Consider the following 19,816-nt stretch of genomic DNA (forward strand, 5'->3'; position numbering starts at 1 on the left):
GGTCAACGACGCTCTACCCGGCCAATGTCGGTAGCCAGAGAACGATCTGGGGAAAGGCGACCAGCAGGCCGATGGTCACCGCATCGGCGACAAAAAAGGGCATGACACCCCGGAACACGTCCTGCACGCTCAGGTCCGGGCGCACACCGGCAACCACGAAACAGTTGAGGCCGATGGGCGGAGTGATCAGGCAAAACTCGGCCATTTTCACCACCAGGATACCAAACCAGATCGCGCACATTGGCCCCGACATGCCGAAGGCGCTGTCCGCCGCGCTGACCGCCTCGCCCCCGTTCAGCGCCATCACCGCCGGATAAACCACCGGCAGGGTCAAGAGCAGCATGCCGATTGCATCCATGAACATGCCCAGCACGGCATAGGCCAGAAGGATGCAGACCAGGATCAGCATCGGCGACATCGCAAGCGAGGTGATCCAGTCGGAAAACGCCCCTGGCAGGTCGGCAAAGCCAAGGAAGCGCACATAGATCAGCACCCCCCAGATGATGGTGAAGATCATCACCGTGAGCTTGGCGGTCTCCAGGAGCGCGCTCTTGAACTCGGCCCATTTCATGCCGCGCAGCACGGCCATGCAGAACACGACAAAGGCCCCCAGCGCCCCGCCCTCGGTCGGCGTGCCCCAGGCATCGCCGCCAAAGGGGTTGTAGACAAAGAAGATGATGATCACGACCACGAACACGATGGGCAGCGCGCCGGGCAGCGAAGCGAACCGCTGCCGCCAGGTGAACCCGGTCACCGGCGGCCCCACCGATTTGAACAGCACCGCGATGCCCACGATCAGCGCCACATAGATCACCGCGCTGAAGGCGCCGGGCACAAACCCCGCCAGCAACAGCTTGCCCACGTCCTGTTCCACGATGATCGCATAGATCACCAGGATCGCCGAGGGCGGGATCAGCGAGGCCAGCGTCCCCGCCGCCGCCACCACGCCGGCGGCAAAGCGCTTGTTATACCCGATTGCCAGCATCTCGGGGATGGCGATGCGGGCAAACACCGCCGAGGTCGCGACCGACGCCCCGGACACCGCGGCAAAGCCCGCGGTGGCAAACACCGTCGACACCGCCAGCCCACCCGGCACCCAGGCCATCCAGCGCTTGGCCGCCTCGAACAATGCCCGCGTCAGCCCCGCGTAATAGGCCAGATAGCCGATCAGAATGAAGGTCGGGATCAGGCTCAGCGCCTGGCTGGCCACCTTGGAATGGGGCACCTGCCCCGCCGTCTTGACCGCCACCGTCAGCGCCCAGCCGAAATCCTGCGGGTCATAGCCCTTCTTGGACCAGAAAATCCAGATGAGCCCCACCAGCCCCGCCAGCGCTGCGGCAAAGGCCACGCGCATGCCGACCAGAACCAGGACCAGCAGCCCGCCGGTGACCCAGAGGCCGATCTCGATACTATCCATTGTCATGCCCCGCCAGTTGCTCGGCCTCGGCCGCCGCCTGGGCGGCCACATCCTGGATCAGCGGCACCGCTACCGGCGCATCAAGCCCCAGCAGAAAGGCGCGGCCATACCCCCAGACCTGCAAAACCAACCGCAGGCACAGAACCGAAAACGCCACCGGCGCCAGCAGTTTGGCAGGCCAGAGCGGAATGCCGATGTCAATCGAGCTATCGCGGCTCCAGAGCGGCGCGTTCATGTCGAAGGCACGCAGGAAATGCGCCCAGCTGCCCCAGACCAGAAGCATCATCAAGCCCAGGATCAGCAGCACCGAGATCAGCTCGAACAGCCAAAGCGCCCGGCCCTGAAGCCGCCCGATGAACAGGTCCATCCTGATATGGCCGCCCTCGCGCTGTACAAAGGCGATGCCCATGAAGGCGATCAGCGGCATCGCCTGCTCGATCCAGTCCACATAGCCGGGCAAGGGCGCGTTCATCGTGTTGCGCCCGCCGACCGAGACCACAGCCAGCAGCATCAGCGCAAACACCGCCAGCCCGCTGATCAGCGCCAGGACCCGCTCCAGCCGCAAGAGCGCCCGGTCCAGACGGCTCAGCGCGCTGCCGTCCTCCAATACTGATGCATGCCCTGCCATGGCAAAGCCCCCTTACGTCCGGTTTCCGGAAAAGAACAGGCCGGGTACATGCGCACCCGGCCCCCGTTGCGGCCTCAGCTGCCGCGTGCCGATTTCAGCGTGGCATGGACCAGATCCAGCAGTTCCTGCCCCGGCAGGCCCTGCGCAGTCATGTCCTCGACCCATTTGGCGCTGATCGGTCCGGCCACCTTGGCGCGGAACTCCTCCAGCACCTCGTCCGAGATCATCACCTTTTCAACGCCCTTTTCGGCCAGCACGTCATCCCATTTCTTCAGCAGCGTGCCGTAGTTGGTCAGATAGTGGTCGATGGCCTCGTCGATCGAGCTGTCGAGCGCCGCGCGCTCGTCATCGCTCAGCGCCTCGTAGGCGTCGATATTCACCACCACGGGGCAGTTCACGGTGCCCGGATTCAGGTTGGCGGTCCACCAGTCGGCCTTGTTGATGGTGCCAAAGCTCAGATGCGCGTGCTGGGCAAAGGCCACGGTATCCACCACGCCCGATTCCATCGCGTTATAGGCCTCGGTCGCGGGCACCGAGGTCGGCACCCCGCCGACCGCCGCAAATGCCGCACCCAGACCGCCCGTCGCGCGGACCCGCATGCCCTCGAACTCGGCCAGCTCGTCGCGCGGCGAACCGGTGCCCACCAGGTTGTATTGCGGCATCGGTGAGGTCATCAGCAGCTTGGCATTCCACTGCGCCATTTCCTTTTGCGCCGCCGGATGGGCATAGACCGCGTTCGACACCGCGACCTCTTCGGCCAGCGTGTTCACGCCCAGGAACGGCAGTTCCAGCACCGTGATCGCCCGGTTCTTGTCGGCGTGATAGCCGGCACAGAACTGCGCCATTTCGAACGCGCCGATCGAGATCCCGTCCAGGTTCTCGCGGGGCTTGGACAGACCGCCATAGCTGACATTCAGGGTGAACGACCCACCCGTCTTCTCGCTGACCAGTTCTGCCAGCTTCTCGACATGCTCGGTAAAGGCGCGGCGCTTGCCCCAGACCGACACGTTCCATTCGGTGGCACCTGCCTCGACGGCAAAAGACACGGTCAGGGCGGCCGCAACTGCGCCGCTCAACATCTTGTTCATGAAGTCTCTCCCTATGCTGCGGTCCTTCCGTCCGGACCGCTTGCGGTCAAGCTAGCGCCAACATGGCAGCATGCCAAGCCCGCAACCTGGCGAGTCGGCCATGCCGCTGCGCAGCATGATTGCCGGTGCGGGCCCGGCACCGAAACATTATGTCACACCCGAAATGCGGCTTTCGTGCCTTCCGGGAAACCCGGATGGGCCACGACCGCCTGCCGGTCGGGGTAAAATCCTTGACAGCAATAGAGATTGATTTTCATCGGTATTTCCCAGTTCAAGTTTACGAAATTTACAGTTCACCCCTGAAAGCATCAACAAATTTACAGTCAATCCCTTGTTTTACAGGTATTTATTTTCTTCTTTTCAGTTTTCGCTATGATTTGCGCAGGGTTGGAACGCAGATCGACAACACCCATGGGGATGGGTGAAAACGGTCGCAATGAAATCAGTGAGAGGGAGGAGCCTCATCCATGTCACCAGCAGCTCAGACCGAGACCAAGCTCTATGCGCCGTCCACCGACACCGTGGCGCGGGCGCATGTGAACGCGGAAACCTATGACCGGATGTATGCCGCCTCGATGGCCGATCCCGAAGGGTTCTGGGCCGAGCAGGGCAAGCGGGTCGACTGGATCAAACCCTTTACCCAGGTCAAGGACGTCAACTACAATTTCGGCGAGGTCTCGATCAACTGGTATGCCGATGGCACGCTGAACGTCGCGGCCAACTGTATCGACCGTCACCTGGCCAGCCGGGGCGACCAGACCGCGATCATCTGGGAGCCGGATTCGCCCACCGAACCGGCCAAGCACATCACCTACAAGGAACTGCACGGCTCGGTCTGCCGGATGGCCAACATCCTGGAGAGCCTGGGCGTGCGCAAGGGCGACCGCGTCGTCATCTACCTGCCGATGATCCCCGAAGCGGCCTATGCCATGCTGGCCTGCGCCCGCATCGGCGCCATTCATTCCATCGTCTTTGCCGGTTTCTCGCCCGACGCGCTGGCCGCCCGGATCAACGGCTGTGACGCCAAGGTGGTGATCACCGCCGACGAGGCGCCGCGCGGTGGCCGCAAGACGCCGCTGAAATCCAATGCCGACGCGGCCTTGCTGCATTGCAAGGACAGCGTCAAATGCCTGGTGGTCAAGCGCACCGGTGGCCAGACCACCTGGATCGCCGACCGCGACTTTGACTATAACGAGATGGCGCTCGAGGCGTCGGATTACTGCGCGCCTGCCGAGATGGGTGCCGAGGATCCGCTCTTCATCCTCTACACCTCCGGCTCGACCGGTCAGCCCAAGGGCGTGGTGCATACCACCGGCGGCTACCTGGTCTATGCGGCGATGACGCATGAGATCACCTTCGACTACCATGACGGCGACATCTACTGGTGCACCGCCGATGTGGGCTGGGTCACCGGCCACAGCTATATCGTCTATGGCCCGCTGGCCAATGGCGCCACCACGCTGATGTTCGAGGGCGTGCCGACCTATCCCGACGCGGGCCGCTTCTGGGAGGTTTGCGCCAAGCACAAGGTCAACCAATTCTACACCGCCCCCACCGCCATCCGCGCGCTGATGGGTCAGGGCACCAGCTTTGTGGAAAAGCACGACCTGAGCGACCTGCGCCTGCTGGGCACCGTGGGCGAGCCGATCAACCCCGAGGCCTGGAACTGGTACAATGACGTGGTGGGCAAGGGCAAATGCCCGATCGTCGACACCTGGTGGCAGACCGAGACCGGCGGCCATCTGATGACGCCGCTGCCGGGTGCCCATGCCACCAAGCCGGGGGCCGCGATGAAGCCCTTCTTCGGCGTTCAGCCGGTGGTGCTCGACCCGCAATCGGGTGTCGAGATCAGCGGCAACGGGGTCGAGGGCGTGCTCTGCATCAAGGACAGCTGGCCGGGCCAGATGCGCACCGTCTGGGGTGATCACGAGCGGTTCCAGAAGACCTATTTCGCCGATTACAAGGGTTACTATTTCACCGGCGACGGCTGCCGCCGCGATGCCGACGGCGACTACTGGATCACCGGGCGCGTCGATGACGTGATCAACGTCTCGGGCCACCGCATGGGCACCGCCGAGGTCGAAAGCGCGCTGGTGGCGCATGCCGCCGTGGCCGAGGCCGCCGTGGTCGGTTACCCGCACGAGATCAAGGGCCAGGGCATCTATTGCTATGTCACCCTGATGAACGACCGCGAGCCGTCGGACGAGCTGATGAAGGAGCTGCGCAGCTGGGTGCGCACCGAGATCGGCCCGATTGCCAGCCCGGACGTGATCCAATGGGCGCCGGGCCTGCCGAAAACCCGCTCGGGCAAGATCATGCGCCGCATCCTGCGCAAGATCGCCGAGAACGACTTTGGCTCGCTGGGGGATACCTCGACGCTGGCCGATCCCTCGGTGGTCGACGACCTGATCGCCAACCGCGCCGGCAAGTAAGGGTATGACCATGGACGCTGCCACTCTGACCACCCCCGCCGTTCTGATCCTTCTCGGCCCTCCGGGCGCCGGGAAGGGCACCCAGGCCCGCATGTTGGAAGACAAGTTCGGGCTGGTGCAACTCTCGACCGGCGACCTGCTGCGTGCAGCCGTGGCCGCCGGTACCCCCGCCGGCAAAAAGGCCAAGGCGGTGATGGAGGCGGGTGACCTGGTCTCCGACGAGATCGTGATCGCCATCCTGCGCGACCGGCTAGCCGAGCCCGATTGCGCCAAGGGCGTGATCCTCGACGGCTTTCCCCGCACCACCGTGCAGGCCGAGGCGCTGGACACGCTGCTGTCCGAGAGCGGCCAGTGCATCAACGCCGCCATCAGCCTCGAGGTCGAGGATGCAGAGATGGTGACCCGCATCTCGGGCCGTTACACCTGTGGCGGCTGCGGCGAGGGTTACCACGACACGTTCAAGCAGCCCGCCGAGGCAGGCAAATGCGACAAGTGCGGCGGCACCGAGATGAAGCGCCGCGCCGATGACAATGCCGCGACCGTCGCCAGCCGACTCGAGGCCTATCACGCGCAGACCGCGCCGCTGATCGCCTATTACGACGGACACGGCGTGCTGCAACGGATCGACGCCATGGGCGGGATCGAAGAGATCGCCCAGGGCCTCGCCACCATCGTCAAGGGGGCGATGGCCTAGGCGGGAAAGACCGGGGCTCGGCCCGCGCCGCGCCCCCCCCCGCAAGACAGTTCTGAAGGACCGCCCTGGCGGACCGGAGGAGTCATGCCCGCCAGCCAATCGGCGGGTTTCAGGAGTGAGACCGTCCGGGCCGCAGCCGGGCGCCTCAGGAGGAAGCAAGGAGGACCCGCGATGGCGGACCACAGCACAACCTCCGCACAGTCCAGCGATGCCCAGGCAGGGTATTGGAAGGCCAATGTGCGGATCATTCTCATCAGCCTCGTCATCTGGGCGCTGGTGTCTTTCGGGTTCGGCATCGTGCTGCGCCCCATGCTCAGCGGCATCGCCGTGGGCGGTACCGATCTGGGCTTCTGGTTTGCCCAGCAAGGCTCGATCCTGGTGTTCCTGGCGCTGATCTTTTTCTACGCCTGGCGCATGAACAAGCTCGACGCCGAATTCGGCGTGGACGAGGAGTAATCAGCCATGGATCAGTTTACCATCAACCTGCTGTTCGTGGGCGCCTCGTTCGCGCTTTACATCGGCATCGCGATCTGGGCCCGCGCGGGTTCCACGTCGGAATTCTACGCTGCCGGACGCGGCGTGCACCCGGTCATGAACGGCATGGCCACCGCGGCCGACTGGATGTCGGCGGCCTCGTTCATCTCGATGGCCGGTCTCATCGCCTTTGTGGGCTATGACAACTCGACCTTCCTGATGGGCTGGACCGGCGGTTACGTGCTGCTCGCCTTGCTGCTGGCGCCCTATCTGCGCAAGTTCGGCAAGTTCACCGTGTCCGAGTTCATCGGCGACCGTTTCTACAGCTCGACCGCGCGCCTTGTGGCCGTGATCTGCCTGATCGTCGCCTCGGTGACCTATGTGATCGGCCAGATGACCGGTGTGGGCGTGGCCTTTGGCCGCTTCCTCGAAGTGTCCAACACCGCTGGCCTGTTGATCGGCGCCTGCGTGGTGTTCGCCTATGCGGTTTTCGGCGGCATGAAGGGCGTGACCTATACCCAGGTTGCCCAATATGTCGTGCTGATCATGGCCTATACCATCCCGGCCGTGTTCATCTCGCTGCAACTGACCGGCAACCCGATCCCGGGCCTGGGCCTGTTCGGCGACCATGCAGCAAGCGGCGAGCCGCTGCTGGCCAAGCTGGACGCGATCCTTAAAGAGCTGGGTTTCGCCGAATACACCACCCATAACGGCGACACGTTCAACATGGTGCTGTTCACCCTATCGCTGATGATCGGCACCGCCGGTCTGCCCCACGTCATCATGCGCTTCTTCACCGTTCCCAAGGTGTCGGACGCACGCTGGTCGGCGGGCTGGGCGCTGGTGTTCATCGCGCTGCTGTACCTGACCGCCCCGGCCGTGGGCGCCATGGCCCGCCTGAACATCACCGACATGTTCTGGCCCAATGGCACCAATGGCGAGGCCGTCTCGATCGAGCAGATCGAAACAGACCCGCGCTATGACTGGATGGCCAACTGGCAGAAAACCGGCCTGCTGGGCTGGGAAGACAAGAACGGCGACGGCAAGATCCAGTACTACAACGACAATTCCGAGGCCATGCAGGCCAAGGCCGCGGAAAAGGGCTGGGCCGGCAACGAGCTGACCAACTTCAACCGCGACATCCTGGTTCTGGCCAACCCGGAGATTGCCAACCTGCCCGGTTGGGTGATCGGTCTGGTCGCTGCCGGTGGTCTTGCCGCCGCGCTGTCCACCGCCGCCGGTCTGTTGCTGGCGATCTCTTCGGCGGTCAGCCATGACCTGATCAAGGGTTCGATCAATCCGGGCATCTCGGAAAAGGGAGAGCTGTTGTCGGCGCGGATCGCGATGGCCGTGGCCATCGGGGTGGCGACCTATCTGGGTCTGAACCCGCCGGGCTTTGCCGCGCAGACCGTGGCACTGGCCTTTGGCCTGGCAGCGGCCTCAATCTTCCCGGCGCTGATGATGGGGATCTTCTCGAAGAAGATCAACAACAGCGGCGCGGTGGCCGGGATGCTGGCCGGTCTGCTGGTGACCCTGCTCTACATCTTCCTGCACAAGGGCTGGTTCTTCATCCCCGGCACCAACTCCTTCACCGATGCCGACCCGCTTCTGGGCACGGTCAAGTCGACCTCGTTCGGCGCCATCGGTGCGGCGGTCAACTTCGGTGTTGCCTATCTGGTGGCCGGCATGACCAAGGAGACCCCGCAGGAAATCAAGGACCTGGTCGAAAGCGTGCGCATCCCCCGAGGCGCAAGCGCAGCTCAGGACCACTGAGATGCAAGGCGGCCCGCACTCCCTCCCGATTGCGGACCGCCTTTACTGACCATGTCCCGCCTGGCCCTGTCCCGGCGGGACTTTTTCATTCAAGACCCGGTGCTGACCCATGCCCCTTACCCCTGACCAGATCACCCGTTTCCTGAAATCGGTGCACCCCTATGATGCGCTGCCGCTGGAAGAACTGGAGCAGATCGCCACCCGGCTGGACGCCTGGGAGGTCGAGCGCGATTTCACCGTCTACGATCTGGGCGAAAAGCTTCCGGGCCTGTTCATCGTCTACGAAGGCCAGATCGAGATCCGCGACGAGAACGGCGCGGTGGTCTCGCATCTGGGCCTGCGCAACTCCTTCGGCGAACGCGGTCTCTTGCGTGACGGGCACGCCGTAACCTCGGCCCGCGCCGATGCTCATTCGGTGTTGCTGGTGCTGCCGCCCGATCTGTTCTCGGACCTCATGGCCGCCCATCCGGTGGTGGCGAAATTCTTCAACCGCGCCCGCGCGCCGCGCCCACAGGTGCAAAGCCTCGCCACCAGCCGGGTCGAGACCCTGATGGCCCGCGATCCTGCCACCTGCGCGCCGGATACCACGGTACAGGCGGCGGCGCAGGAGATGCGCGCGCGCTCGATCTCTTCTCTCTGTGTCTGCGAAGACGGTGCATTGGTCGGCATCCTTACCCAGCGCGATCTCTCGGGCAAGGTGGTGGCCGAGGCGCGCAGCCCCGATACCCCGGTCGATCAGGTGATGACCCCTGCCCCGCTCACCCTCGCCCCCTCGGCCATCGGATCGGACGTGCTGCACGCGATGATGGAGCGCCATATTGGGCATATCCCGATTGTCGAGGCCGGGCGGCTGGTGGGCATGGTCACCCAGACCGATCTGACCCGGTTCCAGGCGGTCAGTTCCGCCGAACTGGTGAGCCGCCTCGCCCGCGCCACCAGTGCCGCTGAGATGGCCGAGGTCACCGCCGAGATCCCGCGCCTGCTGGTGCAGCTGGTCGCCGGAGGCAACCGGCACGAGGTGGTCACCCGCCTGATCACCGATATCGCCGACACCGCCACTCGCCGCCTGCTGGCGCTGGCCGAGGAAAAACTCGGGCCTCCGCCGGTGCCCTATCTCTGGCTTGCCTGCGGCAGCCAGGGCCGGCAGGAACAGACAGGCGTCTCGGATCAGGACAATTGCCTGATGCTGGACGACAAGGTGACCGAGGCCCAGATGCCCTACTTCCGGGAACTGGCGCAGTTCGTCTGCGACGGCCTCAATACCTGTGGTTACGTCTATTGCCCCGGCGACATGATGGCCACCAACCCGCGCTGGTGCCAGCCGGTACGGGTCTGGCGCGACTATTTCCGCGGCTGGATCGCCAAGCCGAACCCCGAGGCGCAGATGCTGGCCAGCGTCATGTTCGACCTGCGCCCGATCGGCGGGCATCAGGCGCTGTTCACCGACCTTCAGGCCGAAACCCTGCGGGCGGCACGGGCCAATTCGATCTTTGTCGCCCATATGATCTCGAACTCGCTGAAACACACGCCGCCCCTTGGGCTGTTGCGGGGTTTCGCCACCATCCGATCGGGCGAGCATCGCAACACGCTCGATCTGAAACACAATGGCGTGGTGCCGGTGGTCGATCTGGGCCGCATCTATGCGCTGCAAGGCGAGCTGACCGAGGTCGGCACCCGCGCCCGGCTGGAGGCTGCCGAGGCCGCGGGCGTGCTCAGCCCGTCCGGCGCGCGCGACCTCAAGGACGCCTATGACCTGATCGCCGAAACCCGGCTGGAGCATCAGGCCGTGCTGGTGCGGCGCGGCGAGGCGCCGGACAACTATCTGGCCCCCACGTCGCTCTCGGACTTTGAGCGAAGTCATCTGCGCGATGCCTTCGTGGTGGTAAAGACGATGCAATCGGCAGTGGGCCATGGCAAAGGCATGCTGAGCTGACCGGCACGCGGGCATAGATTTTTCGACGAAAAATCTTGCCCCAGCCGCACGGCCAAGTTGAAACGCACTGGAGGGACAAGGCGATGTTTCTGGAACTGATCGGAACCCTTGTGGCGGGTCTGGCCATGGCCGGTGTGGTCATGGCGCTGAACCGGCTCTTGGGCGGGCGCCTGCCGCGCTGGCTGGCGCCAGTGGCCGCCGGCTGCGGCATGATCGGCGTGACCATCACCAGCGAATATGGCTGGTACGGACGTACCCGCGCCTCCCTGCCCGAAGGCATGGTGGTCGTCGAAACGGTGGAAAGTCGCGCCCTCTACCGGCCCTGGACCTATCTGGTGCCATTTGTCGACCGCTTCGCCGCTCTGGATGCCACCAGCCTCAAGACCCATCCCGGCCAGCCCGGCCAGCGCCTCATCGACCTCTATTTCTTTGGCCGCTGGGCCGCGGTCAACCGCCTGCCGGTATTGATCGACTGTGACGGCCAGCGCCGCGCCAGCCTGGCCGATGGCGCCGAGTTTGCCGCCGATGGCAGTGTAGCAGGCGCCGACTGGCGCCGCCCGCCACAGGGTGACCCGCTCATCCAGGCCGCCTGCGAGGTGTGACATGCTGACCGGATTGAGCCTGCGCCTGCGCATCTTTCTTTTCTTCTGCCTGCTCGCGGCGGGAGGCGTGGCTGTGGTCCTGGGCGCGCTCTGGCTGGCCTATGCCCGCGCCGGCAGCCCCGAATTGCTGGACGCCTTCGTGCTGGCGGCGCTGAGCGCGGGCTTTGGCCTGCTGGCGCTGGTGGCGGGGGTCTGGCTCCTGTTCGACGAGAATGTCGCCAAGCCGATCGAGCGCCTGTCGGCCAGCATGCGCGCCCGCGCTCATGCGGGTGTGGCAGGCGAGCTGGACCTGCACGCGGCACGCTATCTGGGCGATCTGGCGCCTGCCGCCGCCGGGCTGGCGGGCCAACTCAGCAGCAGCGCCATGGACACCGCCGCCGTCGTTGCCGCCGAGACCGCGCATCTGGCCGCCGAGACCGCACGACTGACCGCGCTCCTGACCGAGATACCGGTCGCCATGCTCCTCGCGAACCCTGCCCATCAGATCGTGCTCTATGACGGGCAAGCGGCGGGCGTGTTGGCGCAGATCGCCCATCCCCGGCTCAACGCCTCGCTGTTTGACTATTTCCAGCGCGACGGGCTGGAGCGCGCCTATGCAAGGCTGGTCAAGTCCGGGCTGGAGCAGAGCTGTACCCTGACCGGCACCGATGGCGCGCAGAGCTATCAGGCGCGGATGAAACCGCTGGGAGACGCGCCGGGCTATATGCTGATCCTCGACGAGGCCAGCAGCCGCATCGCGCCCGAGGCGGCGCGCCCTTTGGTTTATGATTTCGACCTGCTCAGCCAGCCCGCCGAGGCAGCACTGGAGGCGCGCGCACTGGACAGCCTGGTCTTTGCCGTCTTTGACACCGAGACCACCGGGCTCCTGCCCCATAAGGACGAGATCGTGCAGATCGGCGCGGTGCGGGTGGTCAAGGGCCGGATCGTACCGGGCGAGCGGATCGACCAACTGGTCAACCCGGGCCGCCCGATCCCGCCCGCCTCGACCAAGGTCCATGGCGTGTCCGACACGATGGTGGCCGACGCCCCCGATATCGTGACCGCTGCGCGCCAGTTCCACCACTTCGCCCGCGACGCGGTGATCGTGGCTCATAACGCACCCTTCGACATGGCGTTCCTGCGCCGCCACGGGTCGCGCTGCGGGCTGGACTGGGATCACCCGATCCTCGACACCGTGCTGCTTTCGGCGGTGCTGTTCGGCGCCAGCGAGACCCACACGCTCGACGCGCTCTGCGACCGGCTGGGCGTCACCATCCCCGCACCGCTGCGTCACACCGCGCTGGGCGATGCCCAGGCCACTGCCGAGGTGCTGTGCAGGATGCTGCCGATGCTGCGCGCGCGCGGGCTTGAAACCTTTGGCGCGGTGATTGGCGAGACCCGCAAACATGGGCGATTGCTCGAGGATTTGAACTGAACCGGTCGCGACCCGGCCCTCATGTGGCGCAATTCAAACATCAAAAACGCATATTTTGGTGTTTTGCTGCGTGAATGAACCGCAAACCCGATCTCTCGACCGCCGATTTTCAGGCGATCCCCGGCATGGACAATCCCGCCCCACCATGGCACGTGGGGGCGCATTCCCGACCCGAGGCTGAGATGACCGAGACCACATTCACCCCCGGCCCCGACAGCGCCCGCGCCTTTCGCGACGCGCTGGGCTGTTACGGGACCGGTGTGACCGTGATCACCGCGCAATCCGCGCGGGGGCCAGCCGGGATCACCGCCAACTCCTTTGCCTCGGTCTCGCTGGAACCGGCGCTGGTGCTGTGGAGCCTGGCCAACACCTCCGCCCGTTTCGAAACCTTTGCCAATACCCGCCACTACGCAATCCATGTGATGGCCGAAGGTCAGCACGCGCTCGCACAGCGATTTGCGCTGGACGGGCTCGACTTCAGCGGCATCGACTGGGCGCCGGGGTTGAACGGGGTGCCGACGCTGGCCGGGGCATTGGCCCGGTTTGATTGCGAGATCCAGGCCCGCCATCCGGCGGGCGACCACCTGATCCTGGTCGGCGAGGTCCTGCGTGCCTCCCATCGTCCCGGCAAGGGGCTTATGTTCAAGCGCGGCCAATATGGCGGTTTCACCGACCTGCTCTGACCGCGCCCGTTGCTAAAGGCTGATAACCGCCCGCAACTCGGCCAGCGAGACCCCGCCCGCCTGGCCTTTCAGCACAACCCGGCCCGCGTCGAGGCCCAGATAGTTGTCCGCGACGCCGGTCAGAAACCCGAGATTCTGCTCACACAGCATGATCGCGGCACCAGCCGCCGACCGCTCTTTCAGGCAGGCGGCCATCAATTCGATATTCTCGGGCTGCACGCCTTCGGAGGGTTCATCGAGAACGATCAGTGCCGTGTCCTCGATCATGGCGCGGACAAAGGCGAGGATCTTCCGCTCGCCACCTGACATCGTACCGGCGGGTTGCTCCAGCCGTTCGCCCAGCCTCGGGAACCGGTCAAGGAACCGGTCCGGCGCCTCGCGGGTCGGGCCAAGCGTCAGGTTCTCCTCCACCGTCAGGTCATCGAACACCATACCGGTCTGCGGCATGTAGCCGATGCCAAGCCCGCGGCGCTGATGCGGGCGCAGGGTGGTGACCGTGCGGCCCTGAAACCGGATCTCGCCCGCGGCGGGTCTCAGGCTGCCCTGCACAAGCCGCGCAAGCGTGGTCTTGCCCACCCCGTTCCGGCCGAGCACGCCCAGGATTTGGCCCGCCGCGATCCGGGCCGACAGGTCGAACACTACATTGGTATCGCGATAGCCACCGGTCAGCCGGTCGATCTCCACAAGCGCGCTCATTTCGTGCCTCCGGCATAGACGGCCTGCACTGCCGGGCTGCGCCGCACGGCGGCATAGCTGTCATAGGCCAGCACCTGCCCCAGATGCAAGACCAGCACCTTGTCCGAGATCGCCTCGACGATGCTCATGTCATGTTCGATGACGATGACCAGACCGCCGGTCTGCGCCTGATAGTCTCGTACCAGATCGGTCATCAGCGCGGTCTCATCCGGGGACAGGCCCGCGCAGGGTTCATCCAGCAGCAGGACAGGCGGTTCCGCCGCGATGGTCATGGCGTATTCCAGGAACTGGCGATGGCCCTGCGGCAGCTGGCTGACCGGCTGTTCAGCTTCGGCGCCGAGCGGCACCGACGGGGTCTCGAGCAGCCGGGTCAGCGCATCCGAGCGCCAGCGAAAGGTGGCGGGGCGCAACAGGTCTCTCAGGCCTGCGCGATTGGCCATCATCGCGATCGAGAGGTTTTCGGCCACGCTCATGGAAAAGAACACCGACGGAACCTGCAACTTGCGCCCGATGCCGCTGCGCAGCGCCTTGTGCGGCGGGCGCGAGGCGATGTCATGCGCTCCCAGCAGGATGCGCCCGCCGGTGATCGGCAGAGTGCCGGTGATCGTGTTGAGCGCGCTGGTCTTGCCGGCCCCATTCGGCCCGATCACGCTGAAGATGCCCTTGCGCGGAAGTTCGAAGGTGACGCCGTTCAGGATCCGGACCAGGCCAATCCGCAACTGCACATCGTCAAAGCGCAGCGGCCCCGCCAGATCGGCCACCCGCGCGGGCGGCGCGGCAAGCGGCGCGGGCGGGGTACCTGCCCGCTTGGGCCGGTTGCGCCGCAGGGCTCTGTCCAGCAGTTCGGCAATGCCACCCGGCGCCCGCAACACCACAAGGATGAAGGTGGCGGCCATCAGCAATTCCCAATAAGGGAAGCTGTTGCGCAGCTCGGCCGAAGCCCAGCCGACGCAGATCGCCCCGATCAGAGGGCCGAACACATGGAACCGCCCGCCGACGGCGGTCAGTATCACCAGTTCCGCCGACAGGCCGAACCCGGTCGCAGTTGGCGTCACGATGCCCTGATGCGAGGCGAACAGCCCCCCGGCCAGCGCGGCGATGACGGCGGAAAAGCCAAAGGCCGCCCCTTTGAGCGCATGGGTCGGAAAGCCCAGCAACTGCAATCGCGGCTCGTTATCGGCCACCGCCCGCGCGATCAGGTTGACGGGCAGCCGGTTCAGCAGCAACAACAGCAGGCTGACCGAAACCGCGACCGCTACGATGACGTGATAGAACCCGCCGAACGGGTCCAGATTGCCAAGGCTCCGATACCCGCTCAATCCGTTGAACCCACCCGTCAGCCCGGTCGCGGTACCGGCGATCTGTTCGGCGATCATCACCAGCGCCAGCGTGATCAGCGAGAAATAGGGACCGCTCTCGTTGCGGCCCCGAAAGATCAGCGCGGCAAGGACAAAGGCGAACAGGGCGATGGCCAGCAACACGCCAAGCGCCAGAGACAGCTCCGCGATCAACCCCAGATCGGCGCGCAGGGTGATGGCGGTGGCATAGGCGGCGATGCCAAAGAACAGCGCCTGTCCCAGCGGCAGCACCCCGGTCTTGCCCCAGAGGAAACCGATCCCCTGCGCGGCGATGCCATAGATCAGGTAGAGCCCGATCTGATAGGCGGCGAAATCGCCGAACAGTTCCGGGATCAGCAGCAGGGCCGCCAAAAGCAGGCTAGCGGGAAGAAGAACGGAGACCATCGGGTTTCAGCCACAAGAAGAGAATGGAAAGGACGAGGACGGCCAGATAGCCATGGGTCTGGCTGGCAACCGCGCCCAAAACGGATTGGGTTCCGGCGATGACGCTTGCGCCGACGGCCAAACCTTCCAGACTGCCAAGCCCGCCGACGACAAGGGCAAAGAAGGAGCGGATCAGGTAATCGAGCCCCATCATCGGCTCGATCCGAATGGTCGGGGCCAGGATCAGCCCGGCCAGACCGGCGGTCGTGCAGCCAAAGACGAAAGCGCCCGCCGACAGGCGCGCGGTGTCGATGCCGATGGCCTGGGCCAGGTCGGGATTGCCGACCATCGCCTTGATCCGGGTCGCCACGCGAGAGCGCGCGTTCCACCAGTAAAGCACCGCGAACCCCGCTAGGATGCCGGCGATGACCGCGATCCGGTAAGCGGGATATTCGGCGCCGAACAGGCTGAGCGTGCCGGCGATGGGCGGGTTGACCGATTGATACCCGCGGCCAAAGATCAGCTCCACCGCTTCGCGCAGCAGGATGGCGATACCCCATGTGGCCAGCAGGCTGTCGAACATCCGGCCATAGAGGTGCCGGATGATGGTGCGTTCCAGCAAAAGGGCAACCGCTGCCACGGTCAGCAGGCAGACCGGCAGTTGCAGCCAGCCCGGCAGCCCCAGCGAGGCGGTAATGACCGGGGCATAGGCCCCGATCATCACGAATTCGCCATGCGCCATGTTCATGATCCCGAGCTTGCCGAACACGATGGCAAGCCCTAGGGCAACCAGCGCAAGCGTACTGATCTGCCAGGCGAGGTTGAGCAGCAGGACAGAGGACATCTGCCCGGTCAGTCCGCGCAGGCTTCGGACGACGCGACATTGTCGAACGCGGCGACGATCTCGAAGGCACCGCCGCTGCCATCGGCCAGATAGACCGTCTGCGCCATGTGCCGCCCGGTCAGGGTGTTGGTGCCCCGTGGCGTGGTCCATGTGGTGCCCTCGGCGGCGGCATCCATCGCGGCCACGTCAAGACTGCCGGCCTTGTCTGCCAGCGCGGCCAGCAGCATCAGACCCTCGTAGGCCGATTGCCCCAGCCCGTTGAGCGCCGGCGCCCCGGCCCCGAATTCCGCCGCATATTCCGCCGCAAAGGTGGCGGCGGCCTCGGTCTCGATCGCGGCAAAATAGCCCGCGCTGGAATAGAGCCGGTCGGCATTTGCGGCGCCGATACCGGCCAGCGTGTTCTCTTCGATCAGGGTGCCCAGTCGGATCGCCTGATCGTCGAGACCGAACCCAGCGAAGCTGACATTGAATCCGACCGAGCCACCGCCGACCAGCGTGATCAGCACCGCGTCGGCGCCGCTCTCGCGGATGCGTTGCAGCGAGGAGTCAAATTCGCTGACGGTGAAGGGCACGTATTCCTCGCCGACGACCTCGCCGCCCGCCTCGGCGATGTAACCCTTTGCAAGCGCGTTGGTATCGCGGGGCCAGTTATAGTCATGACCGATCAGGTACCATTTCGAGACCCCCTCGCGCTCGGTCAGATAGGGGATCACCGGCGCCAGTTGCTGGCTGGGTGTCTCGCCGGTGACATAAAGCCCGTCGGCGCAGGAATTGCCCTCGTAGACCGGCGTATAGACATAGGGGACCTGTCCGTTGAACCGCCCGATCAGCGCCTCGCGCACAGCCGAATCGTGCATGCCGACAAAGGCCTGCGCGCCCTGCCCCTTCCACAGGCGCAGCGCCGCCTGTGCCGCCTCTGCCGGGGGTACGCCGACATCGGCAAAGAGCAGTTCGATCCGCTCGCCATTGATGCCGCCTTCGGCGTTGATCTTCTCGGCGGCCAGAAGGGCCGCGTTACGGGTCGAGGGCCCGAAGAGACCCGCCGGACCGGAGTCGGGCACAAGCACCCCGACCTTGATATCGGCGGCGCCGGATACCGCGCCAAAACCCAGCGCCAGAGCGGCGCCAGAGAACAGTTTAGTCATCGTTTTCAACATTATGGTTCTCCCGTTGGTGAGTTCGGCGTCTATTGCGCCATTGCGTGTTCCACAGCCCGCGCCAGGGCCAGCAATGCCTGGTCCTGCCCCGGCAGGGCGTCGAACTCGATTCCGACCGGCAACCCCGAAGACATCGGACAGGGCAGCGAAATCCCCGGAGCGCCGAGATTCGAACACAGGTCGGTGTTGCGGATATAGGTGGTAAAGGTCGGCACCCGTTCGCCGTTCAGTTCGACGGTCTCGTCATCGCCGATGGGGCGTGCAGGCAGTGGAGTCGTCGGAAAGACGATGGCGTCAAGCCCGTGTTCCTCGAACACCTGACCGTAGATTTGCCGCATGGCCGGGTGATGCACCTCGATCGCCGCCCGATAGGCCGCTTCGGGCATCGCCTGATCGCCAAGCTGGCTGCCGATGGCTCCGGCCACATCGGCGGAGCCGATATCGGCCACCAGCGCTTCAAAGGACACTTCAGGGGCGTGAAGGGCCAGATACGCGGGCAGGTCACGCATAACCTCGTAAAACACAACCGGAAAGCCAAAGGCCTCGTTATGCGGCCAGATCGCATCGAAACCGACCTCGACCAGCTTCGCGCCGGCGGCGGACAGGGTCGTAAGCTGTGCCTCGACAGCCCGGGCAACATCCGGATCGAGCCCGTCGTAGAATATCTGCCGAGGCACCCCCAGAGTGACATCGCTCAGCGCAAGTTCGGCGGTGCTCTCCGACACCCCGGACAGCACGCTGTCGAACAGGGCGATATCGCGCACGCTACGGGCCAACGGGCCAACGGTGTCGCGCGTGTGAGAGATTGGCACCACGCCATCGCCGTCATAGCGCCCGGTGGTCGGTCGAAAGCCCACCACACCGCAAAGCGCAGCGGGCACCCGGCAGGACCCACCCGTGTCGGTGCCAAGACCGGCGGGGAAGATGCCCGCCGCGATGGCCGCCGCCGTTCCCCCGGAGGAGCCACCGGGGATCAGTGCCGGGTCGGCCGGATTGCGCACGGCCCCTGTGACCGCGTTGTTCGAGGTTATGCCGAAGGCCAGCTCGTGCATGCCTGCCTTTGCCCCGATGAAACCACCCGCGCCGGTAATCCGCCGCACCACCCCGGCGTCGGACGCCGGTGTATGACCGAGCAACGCCCTCGTCCCGCCCGAAGTCGGATAGTTGGTAGTGTTGATGTTGTCCTTCGCCACGACCGGAAGCCCGGCAAGCCTTCCGTCCGGATTGGAGGTAATGGCCTCTTCCGCCGCTCGGATACACCGTGCCGCGTCAAAGCTATGCAGCGCATTCAGGTCCGCGTGACGCACGGCCCGCTCGGCCAGTGCCGCCGCATAGTCGCCGGCCGAGATTACCCCTTCGCGGATCGCGGCAACCGCGCCCACTGCATCCAGACGTTCCAAATCCAGCGCCATTCCTGCCTCCCTGATGACTGGAGGACAGGATAGAAAGCGGCGCGGTCAGCTGCCTATCATCACAAATGATGATTTTTCTCGGCCAGAAACTGGGCCAACTGGGTGCGCCGGTTCAAACCCGATTTGCGAAAGATCGCAGCGATATGCGACCGCAGCGTCGGCTTGGAGAACCCCAGCTTGCCGCAAATCTCGTCATCGGTCAGACCAGTCACCAGCAGATCGGCCACCTCGGCCTCGCGGACGGTGAACCCCAGATCGCCAGCGATCTGGGCAAAGCGCAGCGACGGCATCTGCACCTGGGCGGTCCGCGCCCGGATCAGGGCATTGACCAGGCTCGGCCCCACCGCATCGACGATCTGGGCATCGCGCGGGGTGAAATCCTCGCGATTGGAGCCGCGCCAGATCCTGAGGTCACCGATATTGTCGCCCCGGTCATAGGCAAAGAAATTCAGCCCATAACACAGACCGTCCTGCTTGAGAAAATCGTTGAAGAACTCGGTCCTGACCAGACGGTCATGCCGCATCACCTCGCTGACCGGCGTCGCCTTCTTGCGTTTTTGCAAGGTGGGCGTGATCGGGTCGTGAAACTGGAAATAGCCCTCGTAGCGGCGCAGGTTGTCATTGGTCATGTTGATCTGGACACATGAGACGAATTGCTGTCGGTCGTCGTCCCAGACATAGGAGGCAAAATAGTCGGCCTTGAGCAGGTCGAGCATCTTTTGCCCGACACGGCGGCGCACCTCGGAATGGTCGAATTCGCCACTCAGATCTCGCATGATTGAAAAGATCAGGTCCGCTTCTTCATCGGTAAGTTTCACGCTTTCCTGCCCCCTCGGGATTCCAGCCGT

Annotated in this window: 18 protein-coding genes; 9 read left to right on the forward strand and 9 right to left on the reverse strand. The window is 64.9% G+C overall.

Annotated features, from left to right (window positions below; all coding sequences use genetic code 11):
- Positions 1–13: 13 nt before the first annotated feature.
- The 3 genes from AC2FNA_RS01630 to dctP form a co-directional block, all read right to left on the reverse strand.
- Positions 14–1,417: a TRAP transporter large permease gene (locus AC2FNA_RS01630; protein ID WP_496823929.1), complete on the reverse strand. Its 1,404-nt coding sequence runs from the start codon at positions 1,415–1,417 to the stop codon at positions 14–16.
- Positions 1,410–2,045 (reverse strand): TRAP transporter small permease, encoded by a 636-nt coding sequence (locus AC2FNA_RS01635; protein ID WP_234166693.1) that lies wholly within the window; start codon positions 2,043–2,045, stop codon positions 1,410–1,412. Before AC2FNA_RS01635 ends, AC2FNA_RS01630 begins: the two co-directional genes overlap by 8 nt.
- Before the next feature lie 74 nt (positions 2,046–2,119).
- Positions 2,120–3,133, reverse strand: coding sequence for a TRAP transporter substrate-binding protein DctP (gene dctP / locus AC2FNA_RS01640; protein ID WP_234136561.1), 1,014 nt, complete (start codon positions 3,131–3,133; stop codon positions 2,120–2,122).
- Between the two features lie 194 nt (positions 3,134–3,327).
- Here dctP and AC2FNA_RS01645 point away from each other — a divergent pair, with 194 nt between their 5' ends.
- The 9 genes from AC2FNA_RS01645 to AC2FNA_RS01685 all read left to right on the forward strand — a co-directional run bounded on the left by AC2FNA_RS01645 (position 3,328) and on the right by AC2FNA_RS01685 (position 13,138).
- Entirely contained in the window at positions 3,328–3,558 is a 231-nt protein-coding gene (locus AC2FNA_RS01645) for a hypothetical protein (protein WP_496823931.1), read from the forward strand.
- A 42-nt stretch (positions 3,559–3,600) separates the two neighbouring features.
- Positions 3,601–5,565, forward strand: coding sequence for an acetate--CoA ligase (gene acs / locus AC2FNA_RS01650; RefSeq protein WP_496823933.1), 1,965 nt, complete (start codon positions 3,601–3,603; stop codon positions 5,563–5,565).
- 10 nt (positions 5,566–5,575) lie between these two features.
- Complete coding sequence (locus AC2FNA_RS01655) at positions 5,576–6,259, forward strand: adenylate kinase (protein ID WP_496823935.1); 684 nt, start codon at positions 5,576–5,578, stop codon at positions 6,257–6,259.
- A gap of 171 nt (positions 6,260–6,430) precedes the next feature.
- On the forward strand, positions 6,431–6,715 hold the full coding sequence (locus AC2FNA_RS01660) for a DUF4212 domain-containing protein (RefSeq protein ID WP_496823937.1): 285 nt from the start codon (positions 6,431–6,433) through the stop codon (positions 6,713–6,715).
- Between the two features lie 6 nt (positions 6,716–6,721).
- Positions 6,722–8,506 carry a sodium:solute symporter family protein gene (locus AC2FNA_RS01665; RefSeq protein ID WP_496823938.1) on the forward strand — a complete coding sequence of 595 codons (1,785 nt, stop codon included), beginning with the start codon at positions 6,722–6,724 and terminating at the stop codon, positions 8,504–8,506.
- Positions 8,507–8,615: 109 nt separating this feature from the next.
- The gene (locus AC2FNA_RS01670) at positions 8,616–10,439 is read left to right on the forward strand and encodes a DUF294 nucleotidyltransferase-like domain-containing protein (RefSeq protein WP_496823940.1); all 1,824 of its coding nucleotides are present in this window, start codon (positions 8,616–8,618) and stop codon (positions 10,437–10,439) included.
- 83 nt (positions 10,440–10,522) lie between these two features.
- Positions 10,523–11,041 carry a hypothetical protein gene (locus AC2FNA_RS01675; RefSeq protein ID WP_496823942.1) on the forward strand — a complete coding sequence of 173 codons (519 nt, stop codon included), beginning with the start codon at positions 10,523–10,525 and terminating at the stop codon, positions 11,039–11,041.
- A 1-nt stretch (position 11,042) separates the two neighbouring features.
- Positions 11,043–12,455: a 3'-5' exonuclease gene (locus tag AC2FNA_RS01680; protein WP_496823943.1), complete on the forward strand. Its 1,413-nt coding sequence runs from the start codon at positions 11,043–11,045 to the stop codon at positions 12,453–12,455.
- A gap of 182 nt (positions 12,456–12,637) precedes the next feature.
- On the forward strand, positions 12,638–13,138 hold the full coding sequence (locus AC2FNA_RS01685; RefSeq protein ID WP_496824307.1) for a flavin reductase family protein: 501 nt from the start codon (positions 12,638–12,640) through the stop codon (positions 13,136–13,138).
- Positions 13,139–13,150: 12 nt separating this feature from the next.
- Here the strand turns inward: AC2FNA_RS01685 and AC2FNA_RS01690 are convergent, their stop codons facing one another.
- The 6 genes from AC2FNA_RS01690 to AC2FNA_RS01715 are packed head-to-tail and all read right to left on the reverse strand — an operon-like array spanning position 13,151 to position 19,786.
- On the reverse strand, positions 13,151–13,834 hold the full coding sequence (locus tag AC2FNA_RS01690) for an ATP-binding cassette domain-containing protein (RefSeq protein WP_496823945.1): 684 nt from the start codon (positions 13,832–13,834) through the stop codon (positions 13,151–13,153).
- Positions 13,831–15,576, reverse strand: coding sequence for a branched-chain amino acid ABC transporter ATP-binding protein/permease (locus tag AC2FNA_RS01695; RefSeq protein WP_496823947.1), 1,746 nt, complete (start codon positions 15,574–15,576; stop codon positions 13,831–13,833). Before AC2FNA_RS01695 ends, AC2FNA_RS01690 begins: the two co-directional genes overlap by 4 nt.
- Positions 15,551–16,399 carry a branched-chain amino acid ABC transporter permease gene (locus AC2FNA_RS01700; protein ID WP_496823949.1) on the reverse strand — a complete coding sequence of 283 codons (849 nt, stop codon included), beginning with the start codon at positions 16,397–16,399 and terminating at the stop codon, positions 15,551–15,553. The genes AC2FNA_RS01695 and AC2FNA_RS01700 overlap by 26 nt, the downstream gene beginning before the upstream one ends.
- Positions 16,400–16,407: 8 nt before the next feature.
- A complete protein-coding gene (locus AC2FNA_RS01705; protein ID WP_496823951.1) occupies positions 16,408–17,544 on the reverse strand; it encodes a substrate-binding domain-containing protein in 1,137 nt (378 codons plus the stop codon).
- A 41-nt stretch (positions 17,545–17,585) separates the two neighbouring features.
- Positions 17,586–18,968: an indoleacetamide hydrolase gene (gene iaaH / locus AC2FNA_RS01710; RefSeq protein ID WP_496823953.1), complete on the reverse strand. Its 1,383-nt coding sequence runs from the start codon at positions 18,966–18,968 to the stop codon at positions 17,586–17,588.
- Positions 18,969–19,027: 59 nt separating this feature from the next.
- Positions 19,028–19,786 carry a helix-turn-helix transcriptional regulator gene (locus AC2FNA_RS01715; protein WP_496823954.1) on the reverse strand — a complete coding sequence of 253 codons (759 nt, stop codon included), beginning with the start codon at positions 19,784–19,786 and terminating at the stop codon, positions 19,028–19,030.
- Positions 19,787–19,816: the final 30 nt, after the last annotated feature.

It is taken from the genome of Ruegeria sp. YKSD163 (assembly GCF_059612905.1).